The 24,414-nt window shown below is 56.1% G+C and carries 26 protein-coding genes; 16 read left to right on the top strand and 10 right to left on the bottom strand.

What is annotated here, in order from left to right; translation table 11 throughout:
• Positions 1–27: 27 nt before the first annotated feature.
• Genes ACTG39_RS02370 through ACTG39_RS02345 form a run of 6 tightly spaced genes read right to left on the bottom strand, consistent with a single transcriptional unit; the run spans position 28 to position 3,757 of the window.
• On the bottom strand, positions 28–726 hold the full coding sequence (locus tag ACTG39_RS02370) for an RluA family pseudouridine synthase (RefSeq protein WP_439105918.1): 699 nt from the start codon (positions 724–726) through the stop codon (positions 28–30).
• Positions 723–1,487 carry a pyridoxine 5'-phosphate synthase gene (locus ACTG39_RS02365; protein WP_439105917.1) on the bottom strand — a complete coding sequence of 255 codons (765 nt, stop codon included), beginning with the start codon at positions 1,485–1,487 and terminating at the stop codon, positions 723–725. The genes ACTG39_RS02370 and ACTG39_RS02365 overlap by 4 nt, the downstream gene beginning before the upstream one ends.
• Positions 1,484–2,092: a peptidylprolyl isomerase gene (locus tag ACTG39_RS02360; RefSeq protein WP_439105916.1), complete on the bottom strand. Its 609-nt coding sequence runs from the start codon at positions 2,090–2,092 to the stop codon at positions 1,484–1,486. Before ACTG39_RS02360 ends, ACTG39_RS02365 begins: the two co-directional genes overlap by 4 nt.
• A 37-nt stretch (positions 2,093–2,129) precedes the next feature.
• Complete coding sequence (locus ACTG39_RS02355) at positions 2,130–2,795, bottom strand: TIGR04211 family SH3 domain-containing protein (protein ID WP_439105915.1); 666 nt, start codon at positions 2,793–2,795, stop codon at positions 2,130–2,132.
• Between the two features lie 41 nt (positions 2,796–2,836).
• Positions 2,837–3,136 carry a YciI family protein gene (locus ACTG39_RS02350; RefSeq protein WP_439105914.1) on the bottom strand — a complete coding sequence of 100 codons (300 nt, stop codon included), beginning with the start codon at positions 3,134–3,136 and terminating at the stop codon, positions 2,837–2,839.
• A 21-nt stretch (positions 3,137–3,157) separates the two neighbouring features.
• Entirely contained in the window at positions 3,158–3,757 is a 600-nt protein-coding gene (locus tag ACTG39_RS02345; protein WP_439105913.1) for an inner membrane-spanning protein YciB, read from the bottom strand.
• Between the two features lie 97 nt (positions 3,758–3,854).
• Here ACTG39_RS02345 and ACTG39_RS02340 point away from each other — a divergent pair, with 97 nt between their 5' ends.
• The 4 genes from ACTG39_RS02340 (at position 3,855) to rluB (ending at position 7,256) form a co-directional block, all read left to right on the top strand.
• Positions 3,855–4,481 (top strand): L-threonylcarbamoyladenylate synthase, encoded by a 627-nt coding sequence (locus ACTG39_RS02340; RefSeq protein ID WP_439105912.1) that lies wholly within the window; start codon positions 3,855–3,857, stop codon positions 4,479–4,481.
• Positions 4,482–4,571: 90 nt separating this feature from the next.
• Complete coding sequence (locus ACTG39_RS02335) at positions 4,572–5,381, top strand: segregation and condensation protein A (RefSeq protein ID WP_439105967.1); 810 nt, start codon at positions 4,572–4,574, stop codon at positions 5,379–5,381.
• A complete protein-coding gene (gene scpB / locus ACTG39_RS02330) occupies positions 5,378–6,265 on the top strand; it encodes an SMC-Scp complex subunit ScpB (RefSeq protein ID WP_439105911.1) in 888 nt (295 codons plus the stop codon). Before ACTG39_RS02335 ends, scpB begins: the two co-directional genes overlap by 4 nt.
• Positions 6,252–7,256 carry a 23S rRNA pseudouridine(2605) synthase RluB gene (gene rluB, locus ACTG39_RS02325; protein WP_439105910.1) on the top strand — a complete coding sequence of 335 codons (1,005 nt, stop codon included), beginning with the start codon at positions 6,252–6,254 and terminating at the stop codon, positions 7,254–7,256. The genes scpB and rluB overlap by 14 nt, the downstream gene beginning before the upstream one ends.
• A gap of 71 nt (positions 7,257–7,327) precedes the next feature.
• Here rluB and ACTG39_RS02320 read toward each other — a convergent pair whose 3' ends face one another.
• The 4 genes from ACTG39_RS02320 to ACTG39_RS02305 are packed head-to-tail and all read right to left on the bottom strand — an operon-like array spanning position 7,328 to position 10,844.
• On the bottom strand, positions 7,328–8,101 hold the full coding sequence (locus ACTG39_RS02320; protein WP_439105909.1) for a YciK family oxidoreductase: 774 nt from the start codon (positions 8,099–8,101) through the stop codon (positions 7,328–7,330).
• A complete protein-coding gene (locus ACTG39_RS02315; protein ID WP_439105908.1) occupies positions 8,094–8,780 on the bottom strand; it encodes an HAD family hydrolase in 687 nt (228 codons plus the stop codon). The genes ACTG39_RS02320 and ACTG39_RS02315 overlap by 8 nt, the downstream gene beginning before the upstream one ends.
• On the bottom strand, positions 8,777–9,493 hold the full coding sequence (gene ubiG / locus ACTG39_RS02310; RefSeq protein WP_439105907.1) for a bifunctional 2-polyprenyl-6-hydroxyphenol methylase/3-demethylubiquinol 3-O-methyltransferase UbiG: 717 nt from the start codon (positions 9,491–9,493) through the stop codon (positions 8,777–8,779). Before ubiG ends, ACTG39_RS02315 begins: the two co-directional genes overlap by 4 nt.
• 25 nt (positions 9,494–9,518) lie before the next feature.
• Positions 9,519–10,844 carry a TRZ/ATZ family hydrolase gene (locus tag ACTG39_RS02305; protein ID WP_439105906.1) on the bottom strand — a complete coding sequence of 442 codons (1,326 nt, stop codon included), beginning with the start codon at positions 10,842–10,844 and terminating at the stop codon, positions 9,519–9,521.
• Between the two features lie 239 nt (positions 10,845–11,083).
• On the opposite strand from ACTG39_RS02305, the gene gyrA reads away from it, so the two are divergent.
• From gyrA to ACTG39_RS02245, 12 genes are all read left to right on the top strand, one after another.
• Positions 11,084–13,675, top strand: a complete 2,592-nt coding sequence (gene gyrA / locus ACTG39_RS02300; protein ID WP_439105905.1) for a DNA gyrase subunit A — start codon at positions 11,084–11,086, stop codon at positions 13,673–13,675.
• On the top strand, positions 13,675–14,754 hold the full coding sequence (gene serC / locus ACTG39_RS02295; RefSeq protein ID WP_439105904.1) for a 3-phosphoserine/phosphohydroxythreonine transaminase: 1,080 nt from the start codon (positions 13,675–13,677) through the stop codon (positions 14,752–14,754). Before gyrA ends, serC begins: the two co-directional genes overlap by 1 nt.
• A gap of 110 nt (positions 14,755–14,864) precedes the next feature.
• Positions 14,865–16,022, top strand: a complete 1,158-nt coding sequence (pheA, locus tag ACTG39_RS02290) for a prephenate dehydratase (protein ID WP_439105903.1) — start codon at positions 14,865–14,867, stop codon at positions 16,020–16,022.
• Between the two features lie 21 nt (positions 16,023–16,043).
• Positions 16,044–16,937, top strand: a complete 894-nt coding sequence (locus ACTG39_RS02285) for a prephenate dehydrogenase (RefSeq protein WP_439105902.1) — start codon at positions 16,044–16,046, stop codon at positions 16,935–16,937.
• A gap of 60 nt (positions 16,938–16,997) precedes the next feature.
• Positions 16,998–18,308, top strand: coding sequence for a 3-phosphoshikimate 1-carboxyvinyltransferase (aroA, locus tag ACTG39_RS02280; protein WP_439105901.1), 1,311 nt, complete (start codon positions 16,998–17,000; stop codon positions 18,306–18,308).
• Complete coding sequence (cmk, locus tag ACTG39_RS02275) at positions 18,305–18,985, top strand: (d)CMP kinase (protein ID WP_439105900.1); 681 nt, start codon at positions 18,305–18,307, stop codon at positions 18,983–18,985. Before aroA ends, cmk begins: the two co-directional genes overlap by 4 nt.
• A gap of 196 nt (positions 18,986–19,181) precedes the next feature.
• Positions 19,182–20,855, top strand: a complete 1,674-nt coding sequence (gene rpsA, locus ACTG39_RS02270) for a 30S ribosomal protein S1 (protein ID WP_439105899.1) — start codon at positions 19,182–19,184, stop codon at positions 20,853–20,855.
• 288 nt (positions 20,856–21,143) lie between these two features.
• Positions 21,144–21,458: an integration host factor subunit beta gene (gene ihfB / locus ACTG39_RS02265; protein ID WP_439105966.1), complete on the top strand. Its 315-nt coding sequence runs from the start codon at positions 21,144–21,146 to the stop codon at positions 21,456–21,458.
• Between the two features lie 11 nt (positions 21,459–21,469).
• Complete coding sequence (locus tag ACTG39_RS02260) at positions 21,470–21,775, top strand: lipopolysaccharide assembly protein LapA domain-containing protein (RefSeq protein ID WP_439105965.1); 306 nt, start codon at positions 21,470–21,472, stop codon at positions 21,773–21,775.
• Complete coding sequence (gene lapB / locus ACTG39_RS02255; RefSeq protein WP_439105898.1) at positions 21,768–22,976, top strand: lipopolysaccharide assembly protein LapB; 1,209 nt, start codon at positions 21,768–21,770, stop codon at positions 22,974–22,976. The genes ACTG39_RS02260 and lapB overlap by 8 nt, the downstream gene beginning before the upstream one ends.
• Positions 22,977–22,980: 4 nt before the next feature.
• On the top strand, positions 22,981–23,682 hold the full coding sequence (gene pyrF / locus ACTG39_RS02250; protein WP_439105897.1) for an orotidine-5'-phosphate decarboxylase: 702 nt from the start codon (positions 22,981–22,983) through the stop codon (positions 23,680–23,682).
• A 197-nt stretch (positions 23,683–23,879) separates the two neighbouring features.
• Entirely contained in the window at positions 23,880–24,377 is a 498-nt protein-coding gene (locus ACTG39_RS02245; RefSeq protein WP_439105896.1) for a ComEA family DNA-binding protein, read from the top strand.
• Positions 24,378–24,414: the final 37 nt, after the last annotated feature.

Below are 24,414 nucleotides of genomic sequence, written 5' to 3'. Positions count from 1 at the left end.
GACGTGCTTGCCACCGCCCTTTTTAGTTCAAAAAGGCGCGGGGCAATGCCCGACGATCCTGCGTCCGCTGAAGGGGTGTGGAAAAGCAATGCGTGTGGCGTGGAGCATGAGTCGCGGCGCGGTGCCCAAAATCGCAGCTGGGGCATACATGTCACAGCCCATGATGGGATGGCCCATCTCCCTGCAGTGAATGCGCAGTTGATGCGTGCGCCCTGTCGCCGGCTGTAGTTCCAGATAACTGTTCCCGTTTTTTCGTTCCAGCACTTTAAAGTAGGTTAGAGATTTTTTGCCCGTCTCAAAGCAGATTTTTTGCAGGGGCCTGTTTACCCAATCCCTGGCGATAGGCAGCTCTATTTTACCTTCGTCATCGGCGACATTCCCCGCCACCCAGGCTCGGTACCTTTTGTCCACGGCACGCTCCTGAAAGAGTTTTGATATGGCGCTTTGGGACTCTTTTCCCCGCGCTACTATCATGATCCCGGAGGTATCCAGATCCAGTCGATGCACTATTAGCGCGTCGGCATAGCGCTCCTGCACGCGCGTGATCATGCAGTCATGATTCAGAGGATGACGCCCGGGTACCGAGAGGAGGAGATCCGGTTTGCGTATTAGCAAAACAGCGTCGTCGGCGTAGATGACTTTGACCGGCTCGGCGCTGTGAGGAACGAGGTAGGGGGGTAGTTCCGGGCTGTCTTGCTTCTCAGCCACGGTGGGCGTCGCGCTCACCGGCCCGCCAGAACCGACCGATAGGCCTGTACGGCAGCAGGCATACCTATACGAAGGGCATCTACCGTCAGTGCGTGGCCGATAGATACCTCCATAAGCCCCGGTAACTCTCGAAAAACCGTCAGGTTGTGCAAATTGAGATCATGGCCCGCGTTCACGCCCAGACGCACCTCCAGGGCCGCCTCAGCGGTATCCCTGAAGCGCCCGTAGCACTGGCCAAGCTCGACGCCGCTATCTGCAGCGACCGCAAAGGTTTCGGTGTACAGCTCGATTCTGTCAGCACCGATTTGCGCGGCGATGGCCATCTGTTCGGGCTCGGGGTCCATAAAAAGGCTGCTGCGAATCCCGAGAGATCGAAGCTCTGCCAACAAGGGCTCCAGATCTTCTCCCTGACGATGGAGATCAAAGCCGTGATCGGACGTGAGCTGTGCGTCGCCATCGGGAACCAGGGTGCACTGCGTGGGCCGTAGCTCACGAACCAACTCCATAAAACCGGGATAATCGCTTACTCCGGCTCGATCACTCGCTCGCGGACCGGCAAAGGGGTTGCCTTCAATATTAAATTCAACGTCAAGCATGGCCGCCAGATCCCGACAGTCATCGGCGCGAATATGACGTTGATCCGGGCGGGGATGCACCGTGATGCCGTCTGCGCCCGCGTCGATACATAGCCTCGCATGCTCGGGAATGTCTGGGATTACCGTGTCTCGCGAGTTACGGATCAGCGCGATTTTGTTGAGATTGACCGAAAGGGCGATCACAGCAGGCTCTTGCGCTCGATCTTCGTGATGATGATCGCATCAATGGGCACATTGCCGTGGGGACCGATTGCTTGCACGGGAGATGTGCTGATGTAGTCGACAACGCTCATGCCATCAATAACTTCACCAAACACCGTGTAGCCCTCGGCGCCCGGTGCCCAGTCCAGCCGCAGATTGGTACGCTGATTGATAAAGAACTGTGCGGTGGCCGAGTCGGGGTCAGAGGTCCGCGCCATCGCCAGAGTACCGCGGACATTGTGGAGACGATTCTTTGATTCGTTGACGATGGGATCACCGACGGGTTTTTCTACCATGTCTGCTGTGAGTCCGCCGCCCTGAATCATAAAGTTGGGGATAACACGGTGAAAAATCGTGCCGTCATAAAAGCCATCATCCACATAGGCCAGAAAGTTCTCTACGGTCAACGGCGCCTTGTCCCGAAACAAGCGCACGCTGATAGCACCGACGTTCGTAGTAATAAGCACCTGCGGGTTGGGTAAGGGCGTGGTCGAGGATGAGTCAGACTGCCCCAGTGCGGCGGACGCCATAGCACCGAGGAGGACGCTGCTGATAGCGACACGGAAAAAACGGGTAACTGCGATCATGTCTTTCTCCTGACAGGGTTGCGCGAAAAAGGCAGTTTTAGGCCCAGCTAGAACTGCTCTTTCGTTTGGGCCATAGGCGGGGCACAACCAAAGTAATGATGACGCCCAGAAGCACAGCCAGAGCGCCGTCCATAAAGGCGCTGCTGCTTACGCGATCCTGTAGACGCTGGTTATCGGCCTGGAGCGTGTCCAGTGTTGTTCGCAAGGTCGCGGAGTCTTCGACCAGTCGCCGATTGTTCTCGGCGGTCTCCACGGCACTTCCGGAAATTTGACGCAGCTGCGCGAGTTCCTCACTCACCTGCTGGAGTTTCGCATTGCTTTCAGCGAGCTGAGCGCTCACGTCGCTTTGATTTGCTCGCAACTCCGCAAGATTGCTGCGTAGGGCTGCGGACTCCTGCTGAGCTTCTTCTAGCTGTCTTACGACCGCCGGCAAGCGTACCTGCGCCGGTGGCTCTGTGGAGAGATACTCTGCCTGGACCCAGCCCTCGGTGCCCCGGGACGTCGCAACCTCAGCCCAGTTACCATCGGTAGAGCGACGCTTTTCAACGAGTTGCGTTCCCGGTATGAGCTTGCCAAGCCAGCGGTAATTAGAACCAGGCCCCGCGTGGAGGACGATAAAAACCTCGTCACTGATGTAGCGGGATTCCTGGGCTTGCGCAGCGGAGCCTGCAGCCAGCAACAGAATGAACAGAAATCGGATCACGGATACTCCTTGTTTAACGCTATAGACAGGCATCGCGTAGCCTAGGGGATAACTATTTTGAAGGGCTTTACTTCGACATGAGCAAACACGCCAGAAGTCGTATAGGGGTCTTCGCTGGCCCAGGCCTCTGCGTCCTGCAGTGACTCAAACTCAGCAATGATCAGGCTGCCGGTAAAGCCCGCTTCGCCGGGGTCTTCATTATCGATGGCGGGGTGGGGGCCACCTACAAGAACTTTGCCTGCGTCGGCAAGCTTCTGAATCCGCGCAAGGTGTTCCTGGCGAACTTGCATGCGCAGCGGCAGGCTGTTCGGGACATCGGTTCCAAGTATGGCGTAGTACATATCGGTCTCCTTAATCCTGTATTAGTCGTTGTCACTTTCCGCAGCGGCTTCGGCATGCTGAAGATGAGGGCTGACCATGAGTGCGGTGAGTACGGTCAGCAATAGGGTAAAGCCAATGGCCGAATACAGTTTGTAGCTCACCCAGGTAGCCTCGCTATAGCCGTAGGCGACGTAGAGGTTTAGCGCACCGACAATCAGAAAATTGCTGACCCAGAGGAGGTTGAGTCGTGTCCAGACAAATTTTGGAAGCTCCAGCTGGGCGCCCAGCGTGCGTTCAAGAAGATTGCGCTCTCCAACAAAGTGAAAAAGTACAAAGGCGATGGCCAAAGCCCAGTTAAAAATAGTGGGCTTCCACTGAATAAAAGTCTGGTCTCGAAGTATCAGAGTGGCGCCACCAAAAACACTCACGGCGAGAAAGGTCCAGAGACTCCGCTTGTCCCAGTACCCCGCGGCTATGCGGGATATGAGGACCTGCAGAGCTGTGGCGCCGATAAGCACAGCTGTGGCGCTGAAGATCCCATCAAACTCGTGTTGCCAGTCGCCCACGCGCAGAATTTCGCCGTCGAGTTGATAGACGACAAAGAACAGAGCTATGGGTATAAATTCGAGGAGTTGTTTCATGCCAATCGCCAGAACGTTCCGCAGTGCTAGAATGCCGCGCGGTCTCTAAGGGGCGGCATTGTAAAACAATTCACAGGGCAGCGCGGAGCGGACTTCAATGAGTCAGTTCTTCCAGATACATCCGGATAATCCTCAGGCACGTTTGGTTCGCCAGGCGGCCGATATCGTGCGTGGCGGTGGGGTGATCGTATATCCCACAGACTCGGCCTATGCCCTGGGTTGCCATATTGGCGACAAGGCCGCTCTGGATCGCATCCGGCGTATTCGTCAGCTTGATGATCGTCATAACTTCACCCTGGTCTGTCGAGACCTCTCCGAAATTGCCACCTACGCGCGAGTCGACAACGCGGTATACCGTTTATTGAAGCAGCACACTCCGGGCCCCTACACCTTTATCTTGCGCGGAACCTCAGAGGTGCCCAGACGGTTGATGCAGGCCAAGCGTAAGACCATTGGTCTGCGCGTGCCCGACAACGCCATCACCCAGGCCTTGTTGGGCGATCTTGGCGAGCCCCTGATGAGCGTTTCACTCATCATGCCGGGGGACGAACTACCGCTTATCGACCCCTATGAAATCCGCGAGTTGCTTGAGCACGAGGTGGATTTGGTGCTGGATGGAGGCTACTGCGGCATGGAAGCCACCACGGTGGTGGATATGGCGGATGACAAGCCCATGCTGCTCAGGGCTGGCAAGGGCGATCCAGCGCCCTTTGAGGCCGTCTGAGGTATACTTGCCTCAATAATTATCGGTGCTTCTGTGACTAACGAAAATCAAGAGTTGACTGTTCCCGGCGTGCCCCCGGAAGACTCAAGCATGCCCCCGGCAGGCCCCGAGTTGCCCACGCAGGCGGAGATGCCTTTTGCCGTAGTGATGGGCAAAGCGGTGACGGAGTTGCCGAAGGATCTGTATATCCCGCCACAGGCTTTGGAAGTGTTTCTGGAGGCTTTTGAGGGGCCTCTGGACTTGCTGCTGTATCTGATCCGCCGACAGAACCTCGATATCCTTGAAATCGATGTATCTCGCATCACCGAGCAATACATGCATTACGTTGATCTTATGGATGCCATGCAGTTTGAGCTTGCGGCAGAGTATTTGCTCATGGCGGCAATGCTGGCTGAGATCAAATCGCGCATGTTGCTGCCGCGGGCAACCACCGAAGAAGAAGACGAAGAAGATCCCCGGGCGCAGCTTATCCGCCGCTTGCAGGAGTACGAACGCTTCAAGAAGGCAGCGGAGGATATCGAAGATCTGCCGCGGATGGAGCGTGATACCTGGGTTGCATCGGCGGCCCCTCCTGAGGTGGAGAAGGAGCGACCTGCTCCGGATGTTGATATGCGCGAACTTCTACTCGTGCTTTCTGACGTGCTTAAAAGGGCGCAGATGTACGAGAGCCATCAGGTACAGCGAGAGGCTCTGTCGACCCGGGAACGTATGTCCCAGGTGCTCGACAAGCTTCAGGGAAAACAGTTCGTGCCCTTTGTCTCCTTGTTCTCCGCGGAGGAGGGCAAGCTGGGCGTGGTAGTCACTTTTTTAGCGATCATGGAACTCATCAAGGAGTCATTGGTTGAGATTGTTCAGACCGAGAGTTTTGGCCCAATTCATGTCAAGGGGCGTGCCGAATGACTGAGAGCACTGGACTTGTGCAGATTATAGAGGCGGCATTGCTTGCCGCGGGAAAGCCCCTGACGGTTGCTCAGCTGGCGGCGCTTTTTGAAGAGCATGAGCGTCCTGCGAATGATGATATTCGCACTGCCCTGGAAAGTGTGCGGGAGCGCTGTGAGGGCCGCGGCTTTGAACTGGTGAATGTCGCCAGTGGTTTCAGGTTCCAGGTGCGCGAGCAATTGAGTCCCTGGATCGGCCGGCTCTGGCAGGAGCGTCCTCAAAAATACTCGCGTGCGCTTATGGAGACGCTGGCTCTGGTGGCTTACCGGCAGCCTATTACCCGGGGAGAGATCGAAGAGATACGCGGAGTCGCCGTGAGCACGAACATTATTCGGACGCTGCATGAACGGGACTGGATCAGGGTAGTGGGTCATCGCGATGTACCAGGACGGCCCGCAATGTATGCAACCACGAGGGATTTCCTGGACTACTTTAATCTCAAAAGCCTCGATCAGCTTCCTGCTCTGGCGGATATTCGCGACCTCGATACTCTGAATGCGGAGTTGGGATTTAGTGAGCCCCTACCCGATGCCGCCAATACCGAGTCTTCGGATGAGCAGGGAGAGGACGATGCATCGATAGATGGCCTGACTGCGGCCTCTGAAGATGACGGTGCGGATGATGCCGATACCGCGACAGAGACGGATGCCGAATTGGAACAAGAGCGGAGCGAGGACATGGATACTGTCTCGGATGATGCGAGCAGTGATATGGAAGATGCCGAGACTGCTGACGAACCAGAGACGCTCCTAGACGAGACAGATAACGCAGAGCTGTCCGAAGAGCTGGAAACAGAGCAGCTCGAATCCGAGCGTCAAGAGAAGGCGGTACATGGCCAAGGCTGATCAAAAGAAAGCCGATGGAGCAGACAGTGCGCCCAAAGAAGGCGAAAAACTGCAGAAGGTACTCGCTCGCAGCGGTCTGGGTTCTCGCAGGGAGATGGAGCGCTGGATAGAGCAGGACCGCGTCACTGTTGACGGCAAACCAGCGAGTCTTGGGGATAGGGTGACAGCCGCGCAGCGCATCGAGGTTGATGGTCGGCCTCTGGCAGCGAGCGATGGCGAAAAGACCCGTTGCTTGCTCTACCACAAGCCCACGGGCGAGGTTTGTTCCCGCAAGGACCCCGAGGGTCGGCGAACAGTCTTTGAGCGACTCCCCAAGGTGAAGTCGGGCCGATGGATATCCATCGGACGCTTGGATTACAACACCTCGGGTTTACTCCTTTTCACGACCGATGGCGAACTCGCCAATGCGCTTATGCACCCCAGTGCGAATATCGAGCGTGAGTATATGGTCCGGGTTATGGGAGATGTGACCGAGGAAAGCATTACGGCCATGCTTGAGGGTGTGATGCTTGAAGATGGCGTCGCCAGGTTTACCGATATTCAATCCGGCGGTGGTGACGGCATAAACAGCTGGTACTACGTGGTGCTCATGGAGGGTCGTAATCGCGAAGTCCGTCGCCTCTGGGAGTCTCAGGGTTTAACGGTTTCACGTCTCAAGCGCGTGCGCTATGGGGATCTGTTTGTTCCATCCAAGGTCAAGAAAGGCCAATGGCAAGAGCTTGCAACAAATGAGATCAATGGCTTGTACCGTATGGCGGGTATGCAGGCCAAGGATGTTGCGCCCCCCTCCCGCGAAGACCGAAGCAAGCATAAGCGTATGGAAGGCAAGCGCGGTCGCGTGCGGGGTAACAAGCACGCAAAAGACGACTTTGGCAGTCGTGACGCGCGCAAGGATAAACCGGCTAAGGGCCGCAATCCACGCTCAAATCAAAGCACTGGAGCCCCAAAGAATGCGGCGTCCGCAAAAAAATCGCGCCGCAGTCGCGCGTAGTCAGGGCAATTTAAAGCACCGGCTCTTTGCTTGATCTCTCGGTACTGAATCCGTAGCGTCCATCCAGAGAACTACTGTGCGTTGAAGCTGCAGCCTGTGCGCCCCGTGCTGGCATCATCCATGAGATACAGATAGCTTCGCATGATGGCATCCGGTGAAAGATTACTGCTGGGCTCCTCTGCGGGGTATGCCGCACGGCGCATTGCCGTATTGGTTGCGCCAGGGTTAATGCAGTTCACGCGGATATTACTGGTATTTTCGGTTTCGTCGGCGAGGACCTGCATCATGCCCTCGGTAGCAAACTTGGATACTGCGTAAGCTCCCCAGTAAGCTTTACCGGCGCGACCGACACCGGAAGAAGTAAACACGATGGACGCCCGTGGCGCCTCGCGCAGGAGAGGCATGAGACTCTTTGCCGTGAGGAACTGGCTGTGCACGTTAAGCTGCATCACGTCCCGCCAATCGTTCCACGCTGATTGCTCGATTGCCCGGCGCTGCCCCAGAATGCTGGCATTCAAGAGTAAGCCGTCGAGATTACCCAGTTGCTCCTCAATGACCCCGGCCAGTGAGATAAACGCTTCCTCATTGTCCTGGGACAGGTCAAAAGGAACCGCCGCGGGTTGGGGGCCGCCGAGCGCTTCTATCTGATCGTACACCGCTTCGAGTTTCTCGACGTTCCTTGCCAGCATGACGACGGTCGCGCCGTGAGCTGCATAGCTCAGTGCGGCGCTGCGACCGATACCATCGCTTGCTCCGGTCACAAGAATGGTCTTGCCGGCAAGTGCCTTAGCGCTTGGCTGGTAGTTCTGAGGAATCAAAATTCCCGTGCGTGTTTGCTCAGGCATACACCCTCTCCTGTTCGGGGAAGAGCAGTGATTGAAGATCCTGGCTGCGCAGCGCTATGGCATCGGCGTTCCAATCATCTGCCCTGTCGCCAGGCTCGATATAGCCGTAGGCGGCGGCGATGGTATACATACCCGCACGTCGCCCCGCCTCGATATCTCTCAGATGGTCCCCGAGATAGACAGCTTCGTGAATCGCGCAATCAAGCTCCCTGCAGCCCTTCTCCAGACTCTCTGGGTGAGGCTTGGGGTGCGTAACGTCGTCAGGACAGACAATGCTTCCCGGACTGAGGGACAGTTTTTTTAACAGTGGCACTGTGTACTGCCGCGGTTTGTTTGTCGCGATACCCCAGACTATTCCTTTGCTCACGAGCAGCTCGAGGAGCTTTTCGACCCCCGGGTACAGCGTCGCATGATGCCCCAAAATATCGGCGTACAAGGCCAGCAGGCGCTGTCGCTGCAACTCAAAGCGAGGGTCCCCTTCGTCGATGTTCAGAGCGAGTTTTACCAGTGCCCGGGAGCCGTTAGAGACGCTGGATCGTATGCGCTGTGCTTCCATCGGAGGAAGCTCGTGTTCCTGACGTAACTGCTGAACTACGGGAATAAAGTCGTCAGCGGTTTCTACCAGCGTGCCATCGAGATCAAAGATAACCGCCCGCAAACGGGCGCCTGGATGCATCATGCGGCTTTACTGGCATGAACCATGAAGTTCACCGATACGTCATTGGAGTTCAGGCGATAACGCTTGCTTAAGGGGTTGTAAACCAGCCCGGTCATTCTCTCTAGCGTGAGATCCGCATCACGAAGCCACTGCGCGAGCTCCGAGGGGCGAATGAATTTTTCGTATTCATGGGTGCCCGCGGGCAGCAAGCGCAAAATATGCTCCGCGCCCACGATAGCAAACAGAAACGCTTTGGGATTGCGATTGATGGTCGAAAAGTAGAGATTACCGCCAGGTCGGGTCATATCTGCGCAGGCCTGAATGACGGCCCCCGGGTCGGGCACGTGCTCAAGCATTTCCAGACAACAGACGATGTCGAAATGCTCGGGATTTTCCTCGGCAAATTCTTCGGCGGTGCTGCGCTGGTAGTTTACGTCCACGCCGGACTCCAGTTGATGCAGGCGGGCCACGGACAGAGGACCTTCTCCCATATCAATGCCCGTAACCTTGGCGCCTCGGCAGGCCATGGACTCCGCGAGAATTCCGCCTCCGCAGCCAACGTCGAGGAGGCGGGTGTCTGCAACGGGAGAATGACTGTCAATCCAGTTGGCCCGCAGGGGATTGATTTCGTGAAGGGGGCGAAACTCTCCATCCATGTCCCACCAGCGAGCCGCAAGGGCCTCAAACTTGGCGATCTCTGCGTCATCGACGTTCAGGCTTTGTTTCATTGTCATGTTTTCTGCGTATCCAATGTTCGGTTCAGTGTGAGCTGATCTTCTGGCCCCAGTGTTTCGCTCGAGACAGCGTTTCATCAAGATCAATGGTAAGAAGCTTGCGATCCTGTAACAGTGCTTCTCCCGCAACCCAGCTATGCGTGACTTCGCCGCCGGTGCAGGCGTACACGATTTGTGAAAGCGGATTATAAAGCGGCTGGGTGGCCGGTGCAGACAGATCTACGGCAATGAGGTCGGCTTGCTTGCCGGGCGTGATACTGCCGATGTCTTGCTCCAACCCGAGGGCCCTGGCGCCGCCCAAGGTGGCCATGTGCAATGCGCGGTGCGCCGGCATTACGGTGGGGTCACCGCTACTGAGTTTGGCGAGTAGCGCCGCGCTATGCATCTCGTTAAACATATTGAGGTCATTGTTGCTGGCGGCGCCATCGCTTCCGAGTCCGACATTAACACCAGCGGACTCAAGTTCTCCTAGAGGGCATGTGCCCGAGGCCAGCTTCATGTTTGACTGAGGGCAGTGGATGACCTGTGCGCCCGTCTCGGCCAGGTTGGCGATGTCCTGTTTACCGATGGAGGTCATGTGCACGCACTGCGTGCGCGATCCGAGAAGTCCAATGCGTCGCAGTGTATCCAGGGGGCGTTCTCCCGTCGCCTCCACGGCGCTCAGTACCTCGCCCGCCGTTTCATGCAGATGCATGTGTACCCCCATGTCCAGTTCAGCCGCGTACAAAGCCAGCTTTTCCAGTGTCGACTCCGATACGGTGTAGGGGGCGTGGGGGCCAAAGGCAATGTTTAAACGGCTCAGGTTTTTGCAGTCGTCCCGCAGTGCCAGAGATTTGCTGATGTAGTCATCAGAACCATCTCCCCAGGCGGTGGGGAATTCAAGAACGGGTGTTGCAAGCTGCGCCCGCATACCCGTTTTCACGCAGAGTGATGCCACTGTCTCCGGGAAGAAATACATATCGCTAAAGGTGGTAGTGCCCGAAAGCAGCATTTCAGCCATTGCAAGGGATGTCCCATCGCGCACGAATTCCTCGCTCACATGCGCGGCCTCTGCGGGCCAGATGTGGTCCTCAAGCCAAGGCATCAGCGGCAGATCGTCCGCGAAACCTCTCAGCAGGCTCATGGCCGCATGACCGTGGGCATTGACGAGTCCGGGTAGCACTGCGTGTCCGGGAAGCTCTACGCGCTGTATGTTCAGATCTCCAGGAAGTTCGGAGTTCGCGAGGACACTCTTGATTTGACCATTCTCTACCGCGATAGCGTGCTCAGTAAGTACCGTTTCAGCCGGCTCCATGGGAATAATCCATCCGGGCTGGATGATGAAGTCGGCCGTAAAATTGGGCGGGTTCATGGGGTTTTTCTCACAAGGGTGTTGGGCATTGGGAAGGGATCACGGCTGAGATTATAGCGTGCCAAAGCCGCCTGGATGAGCATGGCTTTTGCCTGTCGTAAGCGCGTTATATTCGACACTCCGGGCATAGCCTTTAAGGCCTTCAAAAAGGTATACTTTCGGGCTGTTTTTGGGCGCGGCCAAACGGCGTCGGAAACCTCACAAAACACCATCGACCGAATACCACTTCAAGGCAATTTATGGGTGAATTAGCGAGAGAAATCTCTCCAGTCACGATCGAAGACGAGCTCAAGCAGTCCTACCTCGATTATGCAATGAGTGTCATCGTCGGGCGTGCGCTTCCGGATGTCCGGGACGGGCTAAAGCCTGTGCACCGGCGCGTCTTGTTTGCGATGAACGAGTTGAATAACGACTGGAACAAACCCTACAAAAAGTCCGCGCGAGTTGTAGGTGATGTTATTGGTAAGTATCACCCGCACGGTGACTCGGCGGTTTACGACACGATAGTACGTATGGCGCAGCCTTTTTCTATGCGCTACACCCTGGTTGATGGTCAGGGTAACTTTGGATCGGTGGATGGTGATTCTGCGGCAGCGATGCGCTACACCGAGATCCGCATGTCCAAGATTGCTCACATGCTGCTGTCGGATCTCGACAAAGACACCGTAGATTACGTCGACAATTACGACGGTACAGAGCAGATACCGGCGGTATTGCCAACGCGAGTACCGAACCTTCTGGTGAACGGCTCTGCGGGTATTGCCGTGGGCATGGCGACCAACATCCCGCCGCATAATCTGCGAGAAGTGGTCAACGCCTGTCTGGCGCTAATCAACGACTCTCAGATCACTATTGATGATCTCATGCGCTATTTGCCGGGGCCGGATTTTCCTACGGGCGCAATTATCAATGGCCGAGCGGGGATTGTGCAGGCTTACCGAACAGGGCGTGGACGCATCTACGTTCGCGCAAAAGCCGAGGTCATCACCGACGAAAAGACCGGCCGCGATACCATTATTGTTCACGAAATTCCCTATCAGCTGAACAAGGCGCGTCTTATTGAGCGTATCGCCGAGCTGGTGAAAGAGAAGAAGCTCGAGGGGATCAGCGAGCTTCGCGACGAATCCGATAAAGACGGGCTACGCGTTGTTATCGAGCTTCGTAAGGGTGAGATTGGCGATGTGGTGCTCAACAACCTCTACGCCCAGACGTCTTTGCAGAACGTATTCGGCATCAATATGGTCGCCCTGGTGGACGGGCAGCCAAGAGTCCTTAATCTCAAAGAGATTCTTGAAGCCTTTTTGCGTCACCGACGCGAAGTTGTCACGCGACGAACGTTGTACCTTCTGCGCAAAGCGCGCGAGCGGGGTCACGTACTGGAAGGTCTTGCCATCGCCCTGGCAAATATCGACAAAGTCATTGAGCTCGTAAAGGCGTCGCCAAGCCCTGCTGAGGCACGGGAAAGCCTGCTGGCGGAGCGTTGGATGCCCGGTGAAGTGACCAGCATGCTTGAGCGTGCTGGTGCTGAGGCCTGTCGCCCCGATGAGCTCGAGCCGTTTTATGGCTTGCATGATGGCCAGTATCGACTGTCGCCCACGCAAGCACAGGCAATTCTTGATCTGCGGCTCCACCGTCTTACGGGCCTGGAGCACGAAAAGCTGCTCAAAGAGTATCAGGACAAACTGGTTGAGATCGCGGATCTGCTCGACATTTTGCAGGATTCCGAGCGTTTGCTCGCGGTTATTCGTGAAGAGCTGGAAGAGATCGCTACGGAGTTTGGTGACGAACGTCGCACCGAGATCCGCGATTCTCAGGAAGATCTCACCGCAGAAGACCTGATCACACCGGAAGATCGCGTTGTGACCCTGTCACACGGTGGATATGCCAAGACGCAGCCTTTGGCGGAGTATCAGGTGCAACGCCGGGGTGGGATGGGCAAGGCCGCGCTATCGGTTAAGGACGAAGACTTTGTCGAGCATCTGCTCATTGCCAATACCCACGATACGCTGCTGTGTTTCAGTAACTTTGGCAAGGTGTACTGGATCAAGGTGTATCAGATTCCTGTGGCCGGGCGCAGCTCTCGCGGGCGCCCCATGGTTAATCTTTTGCAGTTGGATGAAGGGGAGCGTGTGACCTCTATCCTGCCTCTGGAAGAGCACAACGATGATCGCTTTATCTTTATGGCGACAGCGAATGGCTATGTGAAGAAGACTGATCTGACGAGCTTTGCCCCCCGTTCCGCAGGTTTGCGTGCCATTGTGCTGGGCGACGATGATGTCCTCGTGGGAACCGCCATCACCGATGGTGGTCAGGACGTGATGCTGTTCTCCAGTGAGGGTAAGGCTACTCGTTTCTCCGAGAGCGCTGTGCGGCCCATGGGACGTGCGAGTCGCGGTGTTCGCGGAATTAATCTGGCCGATGGTCACCATATGATTTCTCTGCTGGTACCGGATGCCAGCGGCACGGTGCTCACCGTGAGCGAGAATGGTTATGGCAAGCGCACCAGGGTTGATGATTTCCCCACCAAGGGTCGCGGCGGAAAAGGCGTGATTGCTATGGCGAGCTCCGAACGCATCGGCCGCCGGGTAGGTGCGTTACAAGTATTTAGCGGCGACGAACTGATGCTGATCTCCAATCAGGGCACTTTGGTACGCACCCAGTGTGATCAGGTATCGCAACTGGGTCGAAACACCCAAGGCGTGCGCATTATTCGCACCAAGGAAGGCGAAACTCTGGTTCAGGTCGAGCGAATCGTCGACAGCGGTGAAGAAGATGCAGTAGAAAACGCCGATGCTGATAGCGCCGCGAGTACGCAAGGCGGCGAAGACTGATGGCTCGTCCCTACAATTTTTGCGCTGGCCCGGCGGTACTTCCCGACGAGGTTCTCGAGCGTGCGTCCGCGGAAATGCTCGACTGGCACGGTACGGGCATGTCCTTCATGGAGATGAGTCATCGCTCAAAAGAGGTGGTGTCCACAGTCGAGGCTGCGGAGGCTTCTTTGCGTCGCCTGCTGGGTATCAGTGACGAGTTTGCGGTTTTGTTCGCTCAAGGCGGCGCGTCGTCACAGTTCGCTGCGGTGCCGCTGAATTTGGGTGGGGTTGCTAAGGCCTTTTCCTACGCCAACACGGGACAATGGTCCAAGAAGGCCATGGCCGAGGCTGGTCGCTACGGCGATGTTGTTGAAGTTGCCGCAGCATCAAAGGAGCTGCCCCGAGCTATCCCGTTGCAGGAAGCGTGGCTGGATGCCAGTGATTCAGCCTACTTACACTTCACGCCCAACGAAACCATCGATGGCATTGAGTTTCACTGGATGCCCGAAAGTGACTCGCCGATCGTGGCTGACATGTCCTCGACACTGCTCTCAAGACCTCTCGCTGTTGATGACTTTGATGTGATCTACGCGGGCGCACAAAAGAACATTGGTCCAGCGGGTTTGGTGATTCTCATCGTACGGCGCGAGCTCTATGGCCGTGCAATGAGTAGTTGTCCCTCTATGATGAACTGGGAGGTGACCGACAAAGCGGGCTCTATGCTCAATACCCCGCCGACCTACTCTATCTATCTTGCAGGCCTGGTGTTTGATTGGATTGAGTCCCAGGGCGGACTGGCAGCCATGGCAGAACGCAATCGAAAGAAAGCGACAAGTTTATACAGTGCTATTGACGGGAGTGAGTTTTACGGCAATCCCGTGGCGCTGGCTGATCGGTCCTGGATGAATGTTCCATTTACCCTGGCGGACGCAGAGCTGGATAAACTGTTTCTTGAAAACGCCGACGCAGCCGGATTGTTGAATCTTAAAGGACACCGATCCGTGGGCGGTATGCGCGCGAGCATTTACAACGCGATTCCTCAGGCTGCAGTCGATACGCTTATCGAGTTCATGCAGGATTTCGAGCGCCAGCACGGCTAGGCCACTGCACTATTCATGCGCTTCATGCCCTGTCCATTTCCAGTTGGTGTTTTGTCGAGAATCGTTATGCAGTCCAGATTTAGCCAACGATGCCCCGGAGTTCGGGAGATATGACCAACGACGCGCCCAAAACTACCTCAGCGGATGATTCAGCCGACGCTCGAAATCTCGATCAGGTTCGAGCGGACATCGATGCCGTAGATGCGAAAATTCAAGCCTTGATTGCCGAACGCGCCCGCTGCGCGCAGCGTGTTGCCGCAATCAAGCTCGACGAGGTGCAGGCGGCACGCGCCCGCGGCGAGCCCGATCAGGAAGTTGTCTATTACCGCCCCGAGCGAGAAGCGCAGGTCTTGCGTCGGATTATGGAACGCGACAGTGGGCCTCTCGAAGGTCCGACCGTCGCTCATGTTTTTCGTGAAATCATGTCCGCTTGTCTTGCCCTTGAGAAGCCTCTGCAGGTCGCCTACCTCGGGCCCGAAGGCACCTTTACTCAGGCGGCAGCGCTAAAGCACTTTGGCCATGCGGCGGTGTGTGTTCCCCAGGTCACCATCGACACGGTGTTTTCGGAGGTTGAATCCGGACACTGTAACTACGGCATCGTCCCTGTGGAAAATTCCACGGAGGGCATGGTGAGCCATACGCTGGACAGCTTTATTGATTCGCCGCTGAAGATCGCCGGCGAGGTTGAATTGCGCATTAGCCATCATCTTTTAGCCTCAGCGGGCACGAAGATGGAGGACGTTACGCGCATCTGCGCGCATCAGCAGGCTCTGGCGCAGTGTCGTAATTGGCTGGATGCGCACTGGCCGAAAGTCGAGCGACAGGCGGTGAGCAGTAACGGCGAGGCTGCCCGCATAGCGGCAGAGAATAGCGCTACGGCCGCAATTGCGGGTGATATGGCTGCAGAGGTCTATCACCTGGAGCCCCTGGCACAGCATATTGAAGACTCGGCGGACAATACGACGCGTTTCCTGGTGATTGGGCGCAGCGAAGTACCGCCAAGTGGCGCGGACAAGACCTCCATCGTTGTCTCCAGTCGTAACAAACCCGGAGCTTTGTTTACGCTTCTTGATCCCTTTCGTCGTAACGGCGTAAGTCTCACGCGCATTGATACGCGGCCGTCGCGCACCGAAAAGTGGGCCTACGTGTTTTTTATAGAGTTTGAGGGCCATGTTCAGGATCCCGCGGTCGTCGAAATCATGCGCGAACTCGAAGAGCAGTCAATTTTGCTCAAACCCCTGGGATCATATCCCCGGGGCGTGCTTTGATTCCCTGCGTGGGTATGTCTTGTGAATGAACCGCAGCACTATCGCCTGGGCTTTGTCGGGATAGGGCTTATTGGCGGTTCTCTCGCTCTGGCCCTGAAAAATGCGGGTTTTGCTTCATCGATCACCGCCTGGGATCACGATCCGCATGCGCTTGAGGCAGCCCTTGAGCTGGGCGTTATTGATACCGCCGCGAAGGACATTACATCGCTCATGGAGGCGGTGGATATTGCGGTTCTTGCTACCCCGACTCTGGCCTGCGAAAGCCTGATACTTGAGATGTTGAATAATCCCGGAGCTACGCTGTGTGTGACGGATGTTGCCAGCGTGAAGGGTGATTTGTATCGCGGCGTGCTCGACGCGGCACCTGCGGGAGCGGCTCTGTATGTGCCTGGACATCCCATTGCAGGATCTGAGCGATCGGGTGTTCGTGCCGCAGATGCCGCATTGTTTGCGCAGCATCGGGTTATTTTGACCCCGGGTGTTGATACAGATCCTCTGGCTCTGGGTCTCGTGCAAAAGCTGTGGACTGCGGCGGGAGCCACCGTGCAGTGTATGGACGTCAACGAGCATGACAGTGTGTTGGCGGCTACCAGCCATCTGCCCCATGTGCTGGCCTATGCTTTGGTAGATGCCCTGGATCAATCACCTATACGGGATGATATTTTTCGTTTTGCAGCGGGGGGATTTCGTGACTTCACACGCATTGCCTCCAGCGATCCCGTGATGTGGCGAGATATTTCCCTGGCTAATAAGGATGCCTTGCTTGCGGCCCTTGACGACTTCTGTGAGCACTTGGGCGCCTTGCGTACATCTATTGCAGAGCGTGATGGAGCATCGTTGGAGCGCACCTTTCGCACGGCTAAGACGGCCCGGGACGAGTTCGCCAAAGACCTGGCGATGCGCGATCACCCCTGAACCCACATGCAAAGTGCCGAGCGATGGCAGAGCGCCTCGGTATAAAGGAGTAAGCACAAAGTGGAATTTTTAGTAGCCCCCGGTGGCAGTATTCATGGCGAGGCTCGTGTTCCCGGAGATAAGTCGATTTCTCATCGTTCCGTCATGCTGGGGGCTTTGGCGACAGGAGAGACAAGCGTAAGCGGTTTTCTTCAAGGGGAGGATGCTCTGGCAACTGTGGCTGCGTTCAGGGCTTTGGGTGTGCATATAGAAGGTCCCCATAAAGGCGCTTTGCGCATTCAAGGCGTGGGTTTGACAGGGCTTCAACAGGCAGCGTCACAACTGGATATGGGGAACTCAGGGACGAGTATGCGTTTACTCTGCGGGATTCTCGCAGGGCAAGCTTTTAACAGCGAACTGGTGGGCGACGAGTCTTTGATGGGGCGACCCATGCAGCGGGTTATCACACCGCTGACCCGCATGGGTGCGACCATCGCATCCGGCGATGGCGGCAGACCGCCACTGCAGCTGGCTGGCGGCGCGAGATTACAGGGAATCCACTATGATTTACCCATGGCCAGTGCTCAGGTGAAGTCCTGTGTCCTCTTGGCGGGTTTGTTTGCCGAGGGAGAGACCTCGGTAACCGAGCCTGCCCCGACCAGAGATCATACGGAACGCATGCTGCGTGGTTTTGGCTACGAGCTGGAGTCGCGAGAGGGGGTGACGAGTCTCCGTGGCGGGGGCGAGTTGCACGGCTGTGAGATCGACGTGCCTTCGGATATCTCGTCTGCGGCGTTTCTGCTTGTTGCGGCGAGTATCGCGCCCGGTTCAGAGTTGTTATTGACCCACGTTGGCGTAAACCCTACGCGCACGGGCGTGATTAGTATCCTCAGGCTTATGGGGGCAGATATCACATTGAGCAATGAGCGTGAAATTGGTGGGGAGCCAGTGGCGGATATTCTCGTGCGTTCGGCACCGCTTAAGGGTATCGATATTCCCCGAGATCTTGTGCCCCTGGCTATTGATGAGTTTCCTGTGTTGTTTGTCGCGGCTGCCTGTGCCGAGGGCCGGACGGTGTTACGCGGAGCAGAAGAGCTTCGTGTAAAAGAGAGCGACAGGATCTCCAGTATGGCCGAAGGCTTGTCGACGCTCGGGGTGCGCAACGAAGTGCTTGATGATGGAATTATCATCGATGGCGGCGCCATGACCGGCGGCACCATAAGAACTTTCCATGATCACCGCATAGCCATGTCTTTTGCCGTGGCGGCGCTTCGTGCCGAGAGTGAGATCCGGATCCTTGATTGTGATCATGTGGCAACATCCTTTCCCGACTTTGATGCTCTAACCCGAGGGCTGGGACTGCAAATAGCTTCGAGAGACACTGGCGAGTGAGTGTGCCGGTTATTACGGTTGATGGCCCCGGCGGAGCGGGGAAGGGCACCTTGTCCTACAGCCTGGCCAGTGAGCTCGGTTGGCATATGCTCGATAGCGGCGCGCTTTACCGCGTGACTGCCTTCGCCGCACTCGCGAAGGATGTGCCTTTGACGGACGAGCAGGCATTAGCTGACCTTGCGCGCCACCTTGCGTTGGAGTTCGTAGCCGCTGCTGAGGGGCTGACTCAGGTGATGCTGAGTGGAGAGGACATCAGTCTGGCGATTCGGAGTGAATCCTGCAGTGCGGCAGCCTCAAAGGTTGCCGCGATGGGCGCAGTTCGCGCAGCTCTCCTTGATCGGCAACGACAGATGGCGATCGCGCCGGGCTTGGTTGCCGATGGCAGAGATATGGGCACGGTGGTATTCCCCGAAGCACCCCTAAAAATCTTCCTCACAGCGAGCGCCGAAGCCCGAGCGGAACGGCGTTATCGTCAGTTGCTGGCAAAAGGCGAAAGTGTTACCCTCGCGCGCCTTCTCGAGACCATCGAGGAGCGGGACGCACGCGATAGTAATAGAGCGGAGTCCCCGCTGGTACCCGCTACTGATGCCTTAGTCATTGATAGTACAGGTATTTCGGCAAGTTCGGTGCTTGACACCGTCCTCCGGGAAGCACGTCTGAGACGGCTTTTAAGCTGACGTTTTAAGACGCGATTTCCGGACAGATTTTCGAATCTGGGCCGACCTTGTAGTGAATTTTTTGTCTCGTGAATTATTAGCTTTTGCTGAAACTTGATCCAGCACCGTTTTAGCGAAGCTTTATTTGAACTGGAGTCGTTCCTGCTGGAGGGACGGCAGGCGTTTATCGCCAAGCCAAAAAACAGGTAATTATGTAATGAGCGAATCCTTCGCTGATCTATTTGAAGAAAGTTTAAAAACCGTCGATATGCAGCCCGGCGCCATCGTCACCGGCGTGGTAATCGATATCGACAATGAGTGGGTTACCGTTCACGCGGGACTCAAGTCTGAGGGTGTTATTCCCCGGGCCCAGTTCATTGATGCCGCAGGCGAGTGCAGTCTGAACATTGGTGACGAAGTCCAGGTTGCGCTGGAAACGGTTGAAGACGGATTTGGTGAAACCAAACTGTCCCGTGAGAAAGCCAAGCGCGCTGAGTCCTGGAAAGATCTCGAAGCAGCCTTTGCCGCTGAAGAAGTGGTTAAGGGTGTTATCAATGGCAAGGTCAAAGGTGGCTTTACCGTTGATGTAAATACTATCCGCGCGTTCTTGCCCGGATCACTTGTGGATGTTCGCCCCGTGCGCGACACCGCACATCTCGAAGGCAAAGAGCTCGACTTCAAAGTCATCAAGCTCGATCAGAAGCGCAACAACGTTGTCGTTTCTCGCCGCGCAGTTATGGAAGCCGCTAACAGCGTTGAGCGTGATGCTCTGCTGGCCGGTCTCCAGGAAGGCCAGTCCATTAAAGGTGTGGTCAAAAACCTCACCGACTACGGCGCCTTTGTTGACCTGGGTGGTGTGGATGGTCTGCTGCACATTACTGACATGGCCTGGAAGCGCATCAAGCATCCGTCCGAGATTGTCGAAGTCGGTCAGGAACTGGACGTTAAGGTTCTCAAGTTTGACCGTGAGCGTAATCGCGTATCGCTGGGACTTAAGCAGCTGGGCGAAGATCCCTGGGTCGAGATCACAGGTCGCTACCCAGAAGGCGCTCGTGTCATGGCGAAAGTCACCAATCTTACCGATTACGGCTGCTTTGCCGAAATCGAAGAGGGTGTCGAAGGTCTGGTACACGTGTCCGAGATGGATTGGACCAACAAGAACGTTCATCCTTCGAAGATTGTCCAGCTGGGCGACGAAGTCGAAGTTATGGTTCTGGATATCGACGAAGAGCGTCGTCGAATTTCTCTGGGTATCAAGCAGTGTCAGCAGAATCCCTGGGACGCTTTCGCGTCTGGCGCAAGCAAGGGCGATCGTATCTCTGGCGTGATCAAGTCCATCACCGATTTCGGTATCTTTATTGGCCTTGAGGGCAATATCGACGGACTGGTGCACTTGTCTGATATCAGCTGGAACGAGACTGGCGAAGAAGCGGTTCGTAACTACAAGAAGGGCGATGAGATCGAAACCGTCATCCTTTCTGTTGATCCTGAGCGCGAGCGCATCTCCTTGGGCGTTAAGCAGCTCGAAGATGATCCATTCAGCAACTACATCGCCGTTAATGATCGCGGCAGCATTGTCACTGGCGAAGTGATCGAAGTTGATCCCAAGTTTGTGACCGTGAAGTTGGCGGAAGAAGTTGAAGGCATCCTCAAGGTCGCAGACATCAGCCGTGAGCGCATCGAAGACGCGCGCAGCGAGTTCAAGGTTGGCGATTCGGTAGAAGCTAAGATCATTTCTGCTGACCGCAAGAACCGCGGAGTAGCGCTGTCGATCAAGGCGAAGGACTTTGACGATGAGAAGGAGGCTGTTAAGTCTCTGAAAGATGAAGCTGAGGCATCTTCACCCGGTACTATCGGTGACTTGATCAAGGCTCAAATGGGCGGTCAGTGATCACACCGTACCTGCCAGCCTGAAGAGGCTGGTAAAGACAAAAGGGCCCTCCGGGGCCCTTTTTTGTGGCTGCTCGGCACTTTACAACTCTTAGTCAGCCTTTCGTCAGCCCTTAGGCTGTCCACGTCGCATAATATCATCGTCCTGAGAGTGTAAATTTTCCATAAAAAATAAGAACTTGCGTGATTTTGATGAAGCGTACACAATACGAGTAGAAGCAGTGGAAGGCTTGCGGGGGTAAATCAGTCTTCGCAGCGCTCCCCAGCCGCCCAACGGCGGACTGACAGTATATTGAGGCCGATGAGCATGACCAAAAGTGAACTCATAGAAGCTATCGCTTTGAAGCAAAGCCAGCTTTCCACCAAAGACGTAGAGCTGGCGGTGAAGACGGTTATCGAGCAAATGTCGAATTCTTTGAGCAGTGGCGGACGCATCGAGATCAGAGGGTTTGGCAGTTTTTCCCTCCACTACAGAGAGCCCCGTCGAGGACGGAATCCCAAAACTGGTGATGCGGTGGAGCTCACCGGTAAGTACGTGCCCCATTTCAAACCGGGTAAAGAACTCAGAGACAGGGTGAACCTCGGCCTTCAGGCAGGTCTCTGAGTACGCCTGTGATGGGCTTTCTGCGTAAACTCCTCGCGTTAATCCTTGCGGTCGCCATGGCGGGCCTGGGGGTATTGTTTGCCCTGCAAAATGCAGAGCCCGTCCCTCTGGATGTCCTGTTCATGATCCTGCCGCCGCACAGTTTGGCACTGTGGGTTTTGGGTGCACTGGCCCTCGGAGGCATTCTTGGTTTACTGCTGTCGTCCTTTGCCGTGCTCCGTGTGCGTGCGCGATTGATGGCAGCGCGACGACAAATCGCCAGCGCTCAGGCTGAAATAGATCGTTTGCGTGTCAAGGGCCTGGCCACGCGTGAATGACGCACTGGTATTCCTTCTACTGTTCTCTGCCGTTGCTTGCGGCTGGTGGTTAGGGCGTCGAGGTCAGAGCGGTGCTAACAACGCTGTTGCGGGTCCACCCAGTCAGTACTACCAAGGCCTCAACTATCTTCTAGACGGGCGGCCTGATGGCGCTGTTGATCAGTTTATCAGCGCTCTGGAAGTCAACAGCGAAACTCTGGAAACGCATATTGCCCTTGGGAATGTGCTGCGCCGGCGCGGGGAAGTAGACCGCGCGATCCGCATACATCAAAACCTCTTGGCGCGGCCGAATCTGCCGCGATCCCAGATGTATATCGCGCATCTGGAGCTTGCCCGAGACTATATTTCTGCCGGTCTTCTGGATCGTGCCGAGACTCTGCTGCTTGACCTGGTGAAAGAGTCAGATGAACAAAGAGATGTCAGCCGTTTGTATCTGCTGGAGATTTATCGATCCGAGAGCGAGTGGCAGAGGGCGATTGACGAGGCCAAAGCGCTGCTGCCCAAGCGCAGCCTCTTAGGTGGTGACGCGCAGGATCTTAAGCTCTCGGGACAGTCAATCCCCGTGCAGTTGGCGCACTTTTATTGCGAGCTTGCTGTGGAGGCGGGAGGTGACGGGCGAGTTGATGACGCCAGAAAATCACTCCAAGACGCTCTTCATTATGACCCTTCCTGTGCCCGCGCGTCGTTAGAGCTCGGGCGTATTGAGGGTGCGGCGGGGAATCATCGAAAGGCTATCGAAGCCCTCACTCGAGTAGTGGAGCAGCATGCGGAGTTTCTCCCCGAGGCTATACCTGCGCTGCGAGATTGCTATGCCGCTCTAGGCGAAGAGGAGGCATTATCAGATTATCTCCGTCGTTGTCTGGATGAGCATCCTTCGACGCCGCTCATGATTGCGGTGGCCGATGATATTCGCCGTGATCAGGGGAACGTCGCGGCGCACAGCTTTTTGACGGAACGACTCACGCATACTCCTTCGCTTCGCGGCTTGCTTCGATTGATTCGAATCCAGCAGGAAGAGTCACCAGGAGTCCCCGGCGATTCTTTGTCGATGCTGAGTGTACTTTTGGATCGTCTCATTGAAGTGCGCCCCGCTTATCGCTGTGATCACTGCGGGTTTTCGGCCCGCCACCTGCTTTGGTTTTGTCCAGGCTGTAAGTACTGGGGCACGTTCCGAACCATCCGCACAGCAGAAACGGAGTGATCTTATGAGTCGTACTTCATCGCCGGTCATCGTGGCTTTGGACTACCCTGAGATGGCTCCGGCCCTGGAGCTTGCTGGCTCTTTGGACCCCACAGCGTGCCGATTAAAGGTGGGTAAGGAGTTGTTTACCGCTGCCGGTCCGCAGCTGGTCGAGCGCCTGCAAGCCCTGAACTTTGAGGTATTTCTCGACCTCAAATTTCATGATATCCCCAACACTGTTGCCGGTGCATTGCGCAGCGCTGCAGCCATGGGTGTCTGGATGGTCAACGTCCACGCCAGTGGAGGGCGTCGGATGCTCGAAGCTTCGGCAGAAGCGCTTGCGGGTCTGTCATCGCCGCCGCTGCTTATTGCGGTAACCGTTCTGACGAGCATGGATGCCCAGGATTTTGTTGAGCTGGCCTATGAGGATTCGCTGGGCGAGCAGGTCCTTCGCTTAGCGGGGCTTGCGAAGGATTGCGGCCTGCAGGGCGTGGTGTGCTCCGCGCAGGAAGCAAGTACCTTACGTCAAAAGATGGGCTCGTCTTTTGCGCTGGTCACGCCGGGTATTCGTCCCGCGGGTGCCACGCGGGATGATCAACGACGAGTACTGACACCGGCGGAGGCTATGGATGCGGGTTCCAGCTACCTGGTTGTTGGTCGGCCTATTACGCAGGCCAAAGACCCTGCTGCCGCGCTCAGGGCGATTAACGCGTCGCTGTCTGCCTGATTTTACTGTTCGTCCGATTCCTTTCGGCCCGATGTGATCACCGGGCTCACGCCGCCGCGATTCGCTGCTAGTCTCTTTTTGTGCCCGGAGTAACAACAGCTTCGGGCAGCTTTGCGGTGTCAAGATTGCTGCTTTTTTAGGGTTTTTTCTTGTCACCGCTGCTTACGCTAATCACGCGATGACAAGGAGGTCTTACCGTGACTGACATAAAGACTTATCGTTCGACAATTTCCTATATACCTCGGCAGATTACTCGCCGTTACCGGGCGCAAGGGGCCAATTTACCGTCTGTGAAGACGGATATGGGCGGGCAAACTAAGCCGCCTTTTCGGCGCTGCCCATCGACTGCTCGGAAGGTGACGCTCGCGGCCGCTGCTGCGCTTGTTGCCCAGTTGATGGTTCAGGCGTCACCGACCCTGGCGCAAGAGCTTGCTTCAAAGGATTCTGCGTCTTTGGCTGCGGGAGTCGTGGGGCAGGATAAGGCGCAAGACATGGCTTCTGGCGTGGATATCAACACTGCCTCTGCCAGTGAACTTGCAAGCCAGCTAAATGGCATAGGGGGGAGCAAAGCCGAGGCGATTGTTCGTTACCGTGAGCAGTTTGGTCCCTTTGAGTCTGTCGATGAATTGTCGGAAGTGACGGGTATTGGCGCATCCACCGTTGAACGCAACCGTACCTTGATACGCATACGCTAGTTGGCAGAATCACCACCAAGGTAATTGCCACAAGGTA

Origin of the sequence: Congregibacter sp., assembly GCF_965662665.1 — a bacterium.
In the GTDB taxonomy this organism is placed as follows: domain Bacteria; phylum Pseudomonadota; class Gammaproteobacteria; order Pseudomonadales; family Halieaceae; genus Congregibacter.
Note: the sequence above shows the minus strand (reverse complement) of the source record. Positions and strands in the feature narration are given on the sequence as shown.

What these genes read in the sequence shown, in the direction of transcription:
- ACTG39_RS02360 (WP_439105916.1), bottom strand. Translation starts at nt 2,092, where the DNA reads ATGATCGCAGTTACCCGTTTTTTCCGTGTCGCTATCAGCAGCGTCCTC.
- ACTG39_RS02350 (WP_439105914.1), bottom strand. Translation starts at nt 3,136, where the DNA reads ATGTACTACGCCATACTTGGAACCGATGTCCCGAACAGCCTGCCGCTG.
- ACTG39_RS02345 (WP_439105913.1), bottom strand. Translation starts at nt 3,757, where the DNA reads ATGAAACAACTCCTCGAATTTATACCCATAGCTCTGTTCTTTGTCGTC.
- ACTG39_RS02340 (WP_439105912.1), top strand. Translation starts at nt 3,855, where the DNA reads ATGAGTCAGTTCTTCCAGATACATCCGGATAATCCTCAGGCACGTTTG.
- ACTG39_RS02335 (WP_439105967.1), top strand. Translation starts at nt 4,572, where the DNA reads ATGCCCCCGGCAGGCCCCGAGTTGCCCACGCAGGCGGAGATGCCTTTT.
- scpB (WP_439105911.1), top strand. Translation starts at nt 5,378, where the DNA reads ATGACTGAGAGCACTGGACTTGTGCAGATTATAGAGGCGGCATTGCTT.
- rluB (WP_439105910.1), top strand. Translation starts at nt 6,252, where the DNA reads ATGGCCAAGGCTGATCAAAAGAAAGCCGATGGAGCAGACAGTGCGCCC.
- ACTG39_RS02320 (WP_439105909.1), bottom strand. Translation starts at nt 8,101, where the DNA reads ATGCCTGAGCAAACACGCACGGGAATTTTGATTCCTCAGAACTACCAG.
- ACTG39_RS02315 (WP_439105908.1), bottom strand. Translation starts at nt 8,780, where the DNA reads ATGATGCATCCAGGCGCCCGTTTGCGGGCGGTTATCTTTGATCTCGAT.
- ubiG (WP_439105907.1), bottom strand. Translation starts at nt 9,493, where the DNA reads ATGACAATGAAACAAAGCCTGAACGTCGATGACGCAGAGATCGCCAAG.
- ACTG39_RS02305 (WP_439105906.1), bottom strand. Translation starts at nt 10,844, where the DNA reads ATGAACCCGCCCAATTTTACGGCCGACTTCATCATCCAGCCCGGATGG.
- gyrA (WP_439105905.1), top strand. Translation starts at nt 11,084, where the DNA reads ATGGGTGAATTAGCGAGAGAAATCTCTCCAGTCACGATCGAAGACGAG.
- serC (WP_439105904.1), top strand. Translation starts at nt 13,675, where the DNA reads ATGGCTCGTCCCTACAATTTTTGCGCTGGCCCGGCGGTACTTCCCGAC.
- pheA (WP_439105903.1), top strand. Translation starts at nt 14,865, where the DNA reads ATGACCAACGACGCGCCCAAAACTACCTCAGCGGATGATTCAGCCGAC.
- rpsA (WP_439105899.1), top strand. Translation starts at nt 19,182, where the DNA reads ATGAGCGAATCCTTCGCTGATCTATTTGAAGAAAGTTTAAAAACCGTC.
- ACTG39_RS02260 (WP_439105965.1), top strand. Translation starts at nt 21,470, where the DNA reads ATGGGCTTTCTGCGTAAACTCCTCGCGTTAATCCTTGCGGTCGCCATG.
- pyrF (WP_439105897.1), top strand. Translation starts at nt 22,981, where the DNA reads ATGAGTCGTACTTCATCGCCGGTCATCGTGGCTTTGGACTACCCTGAG.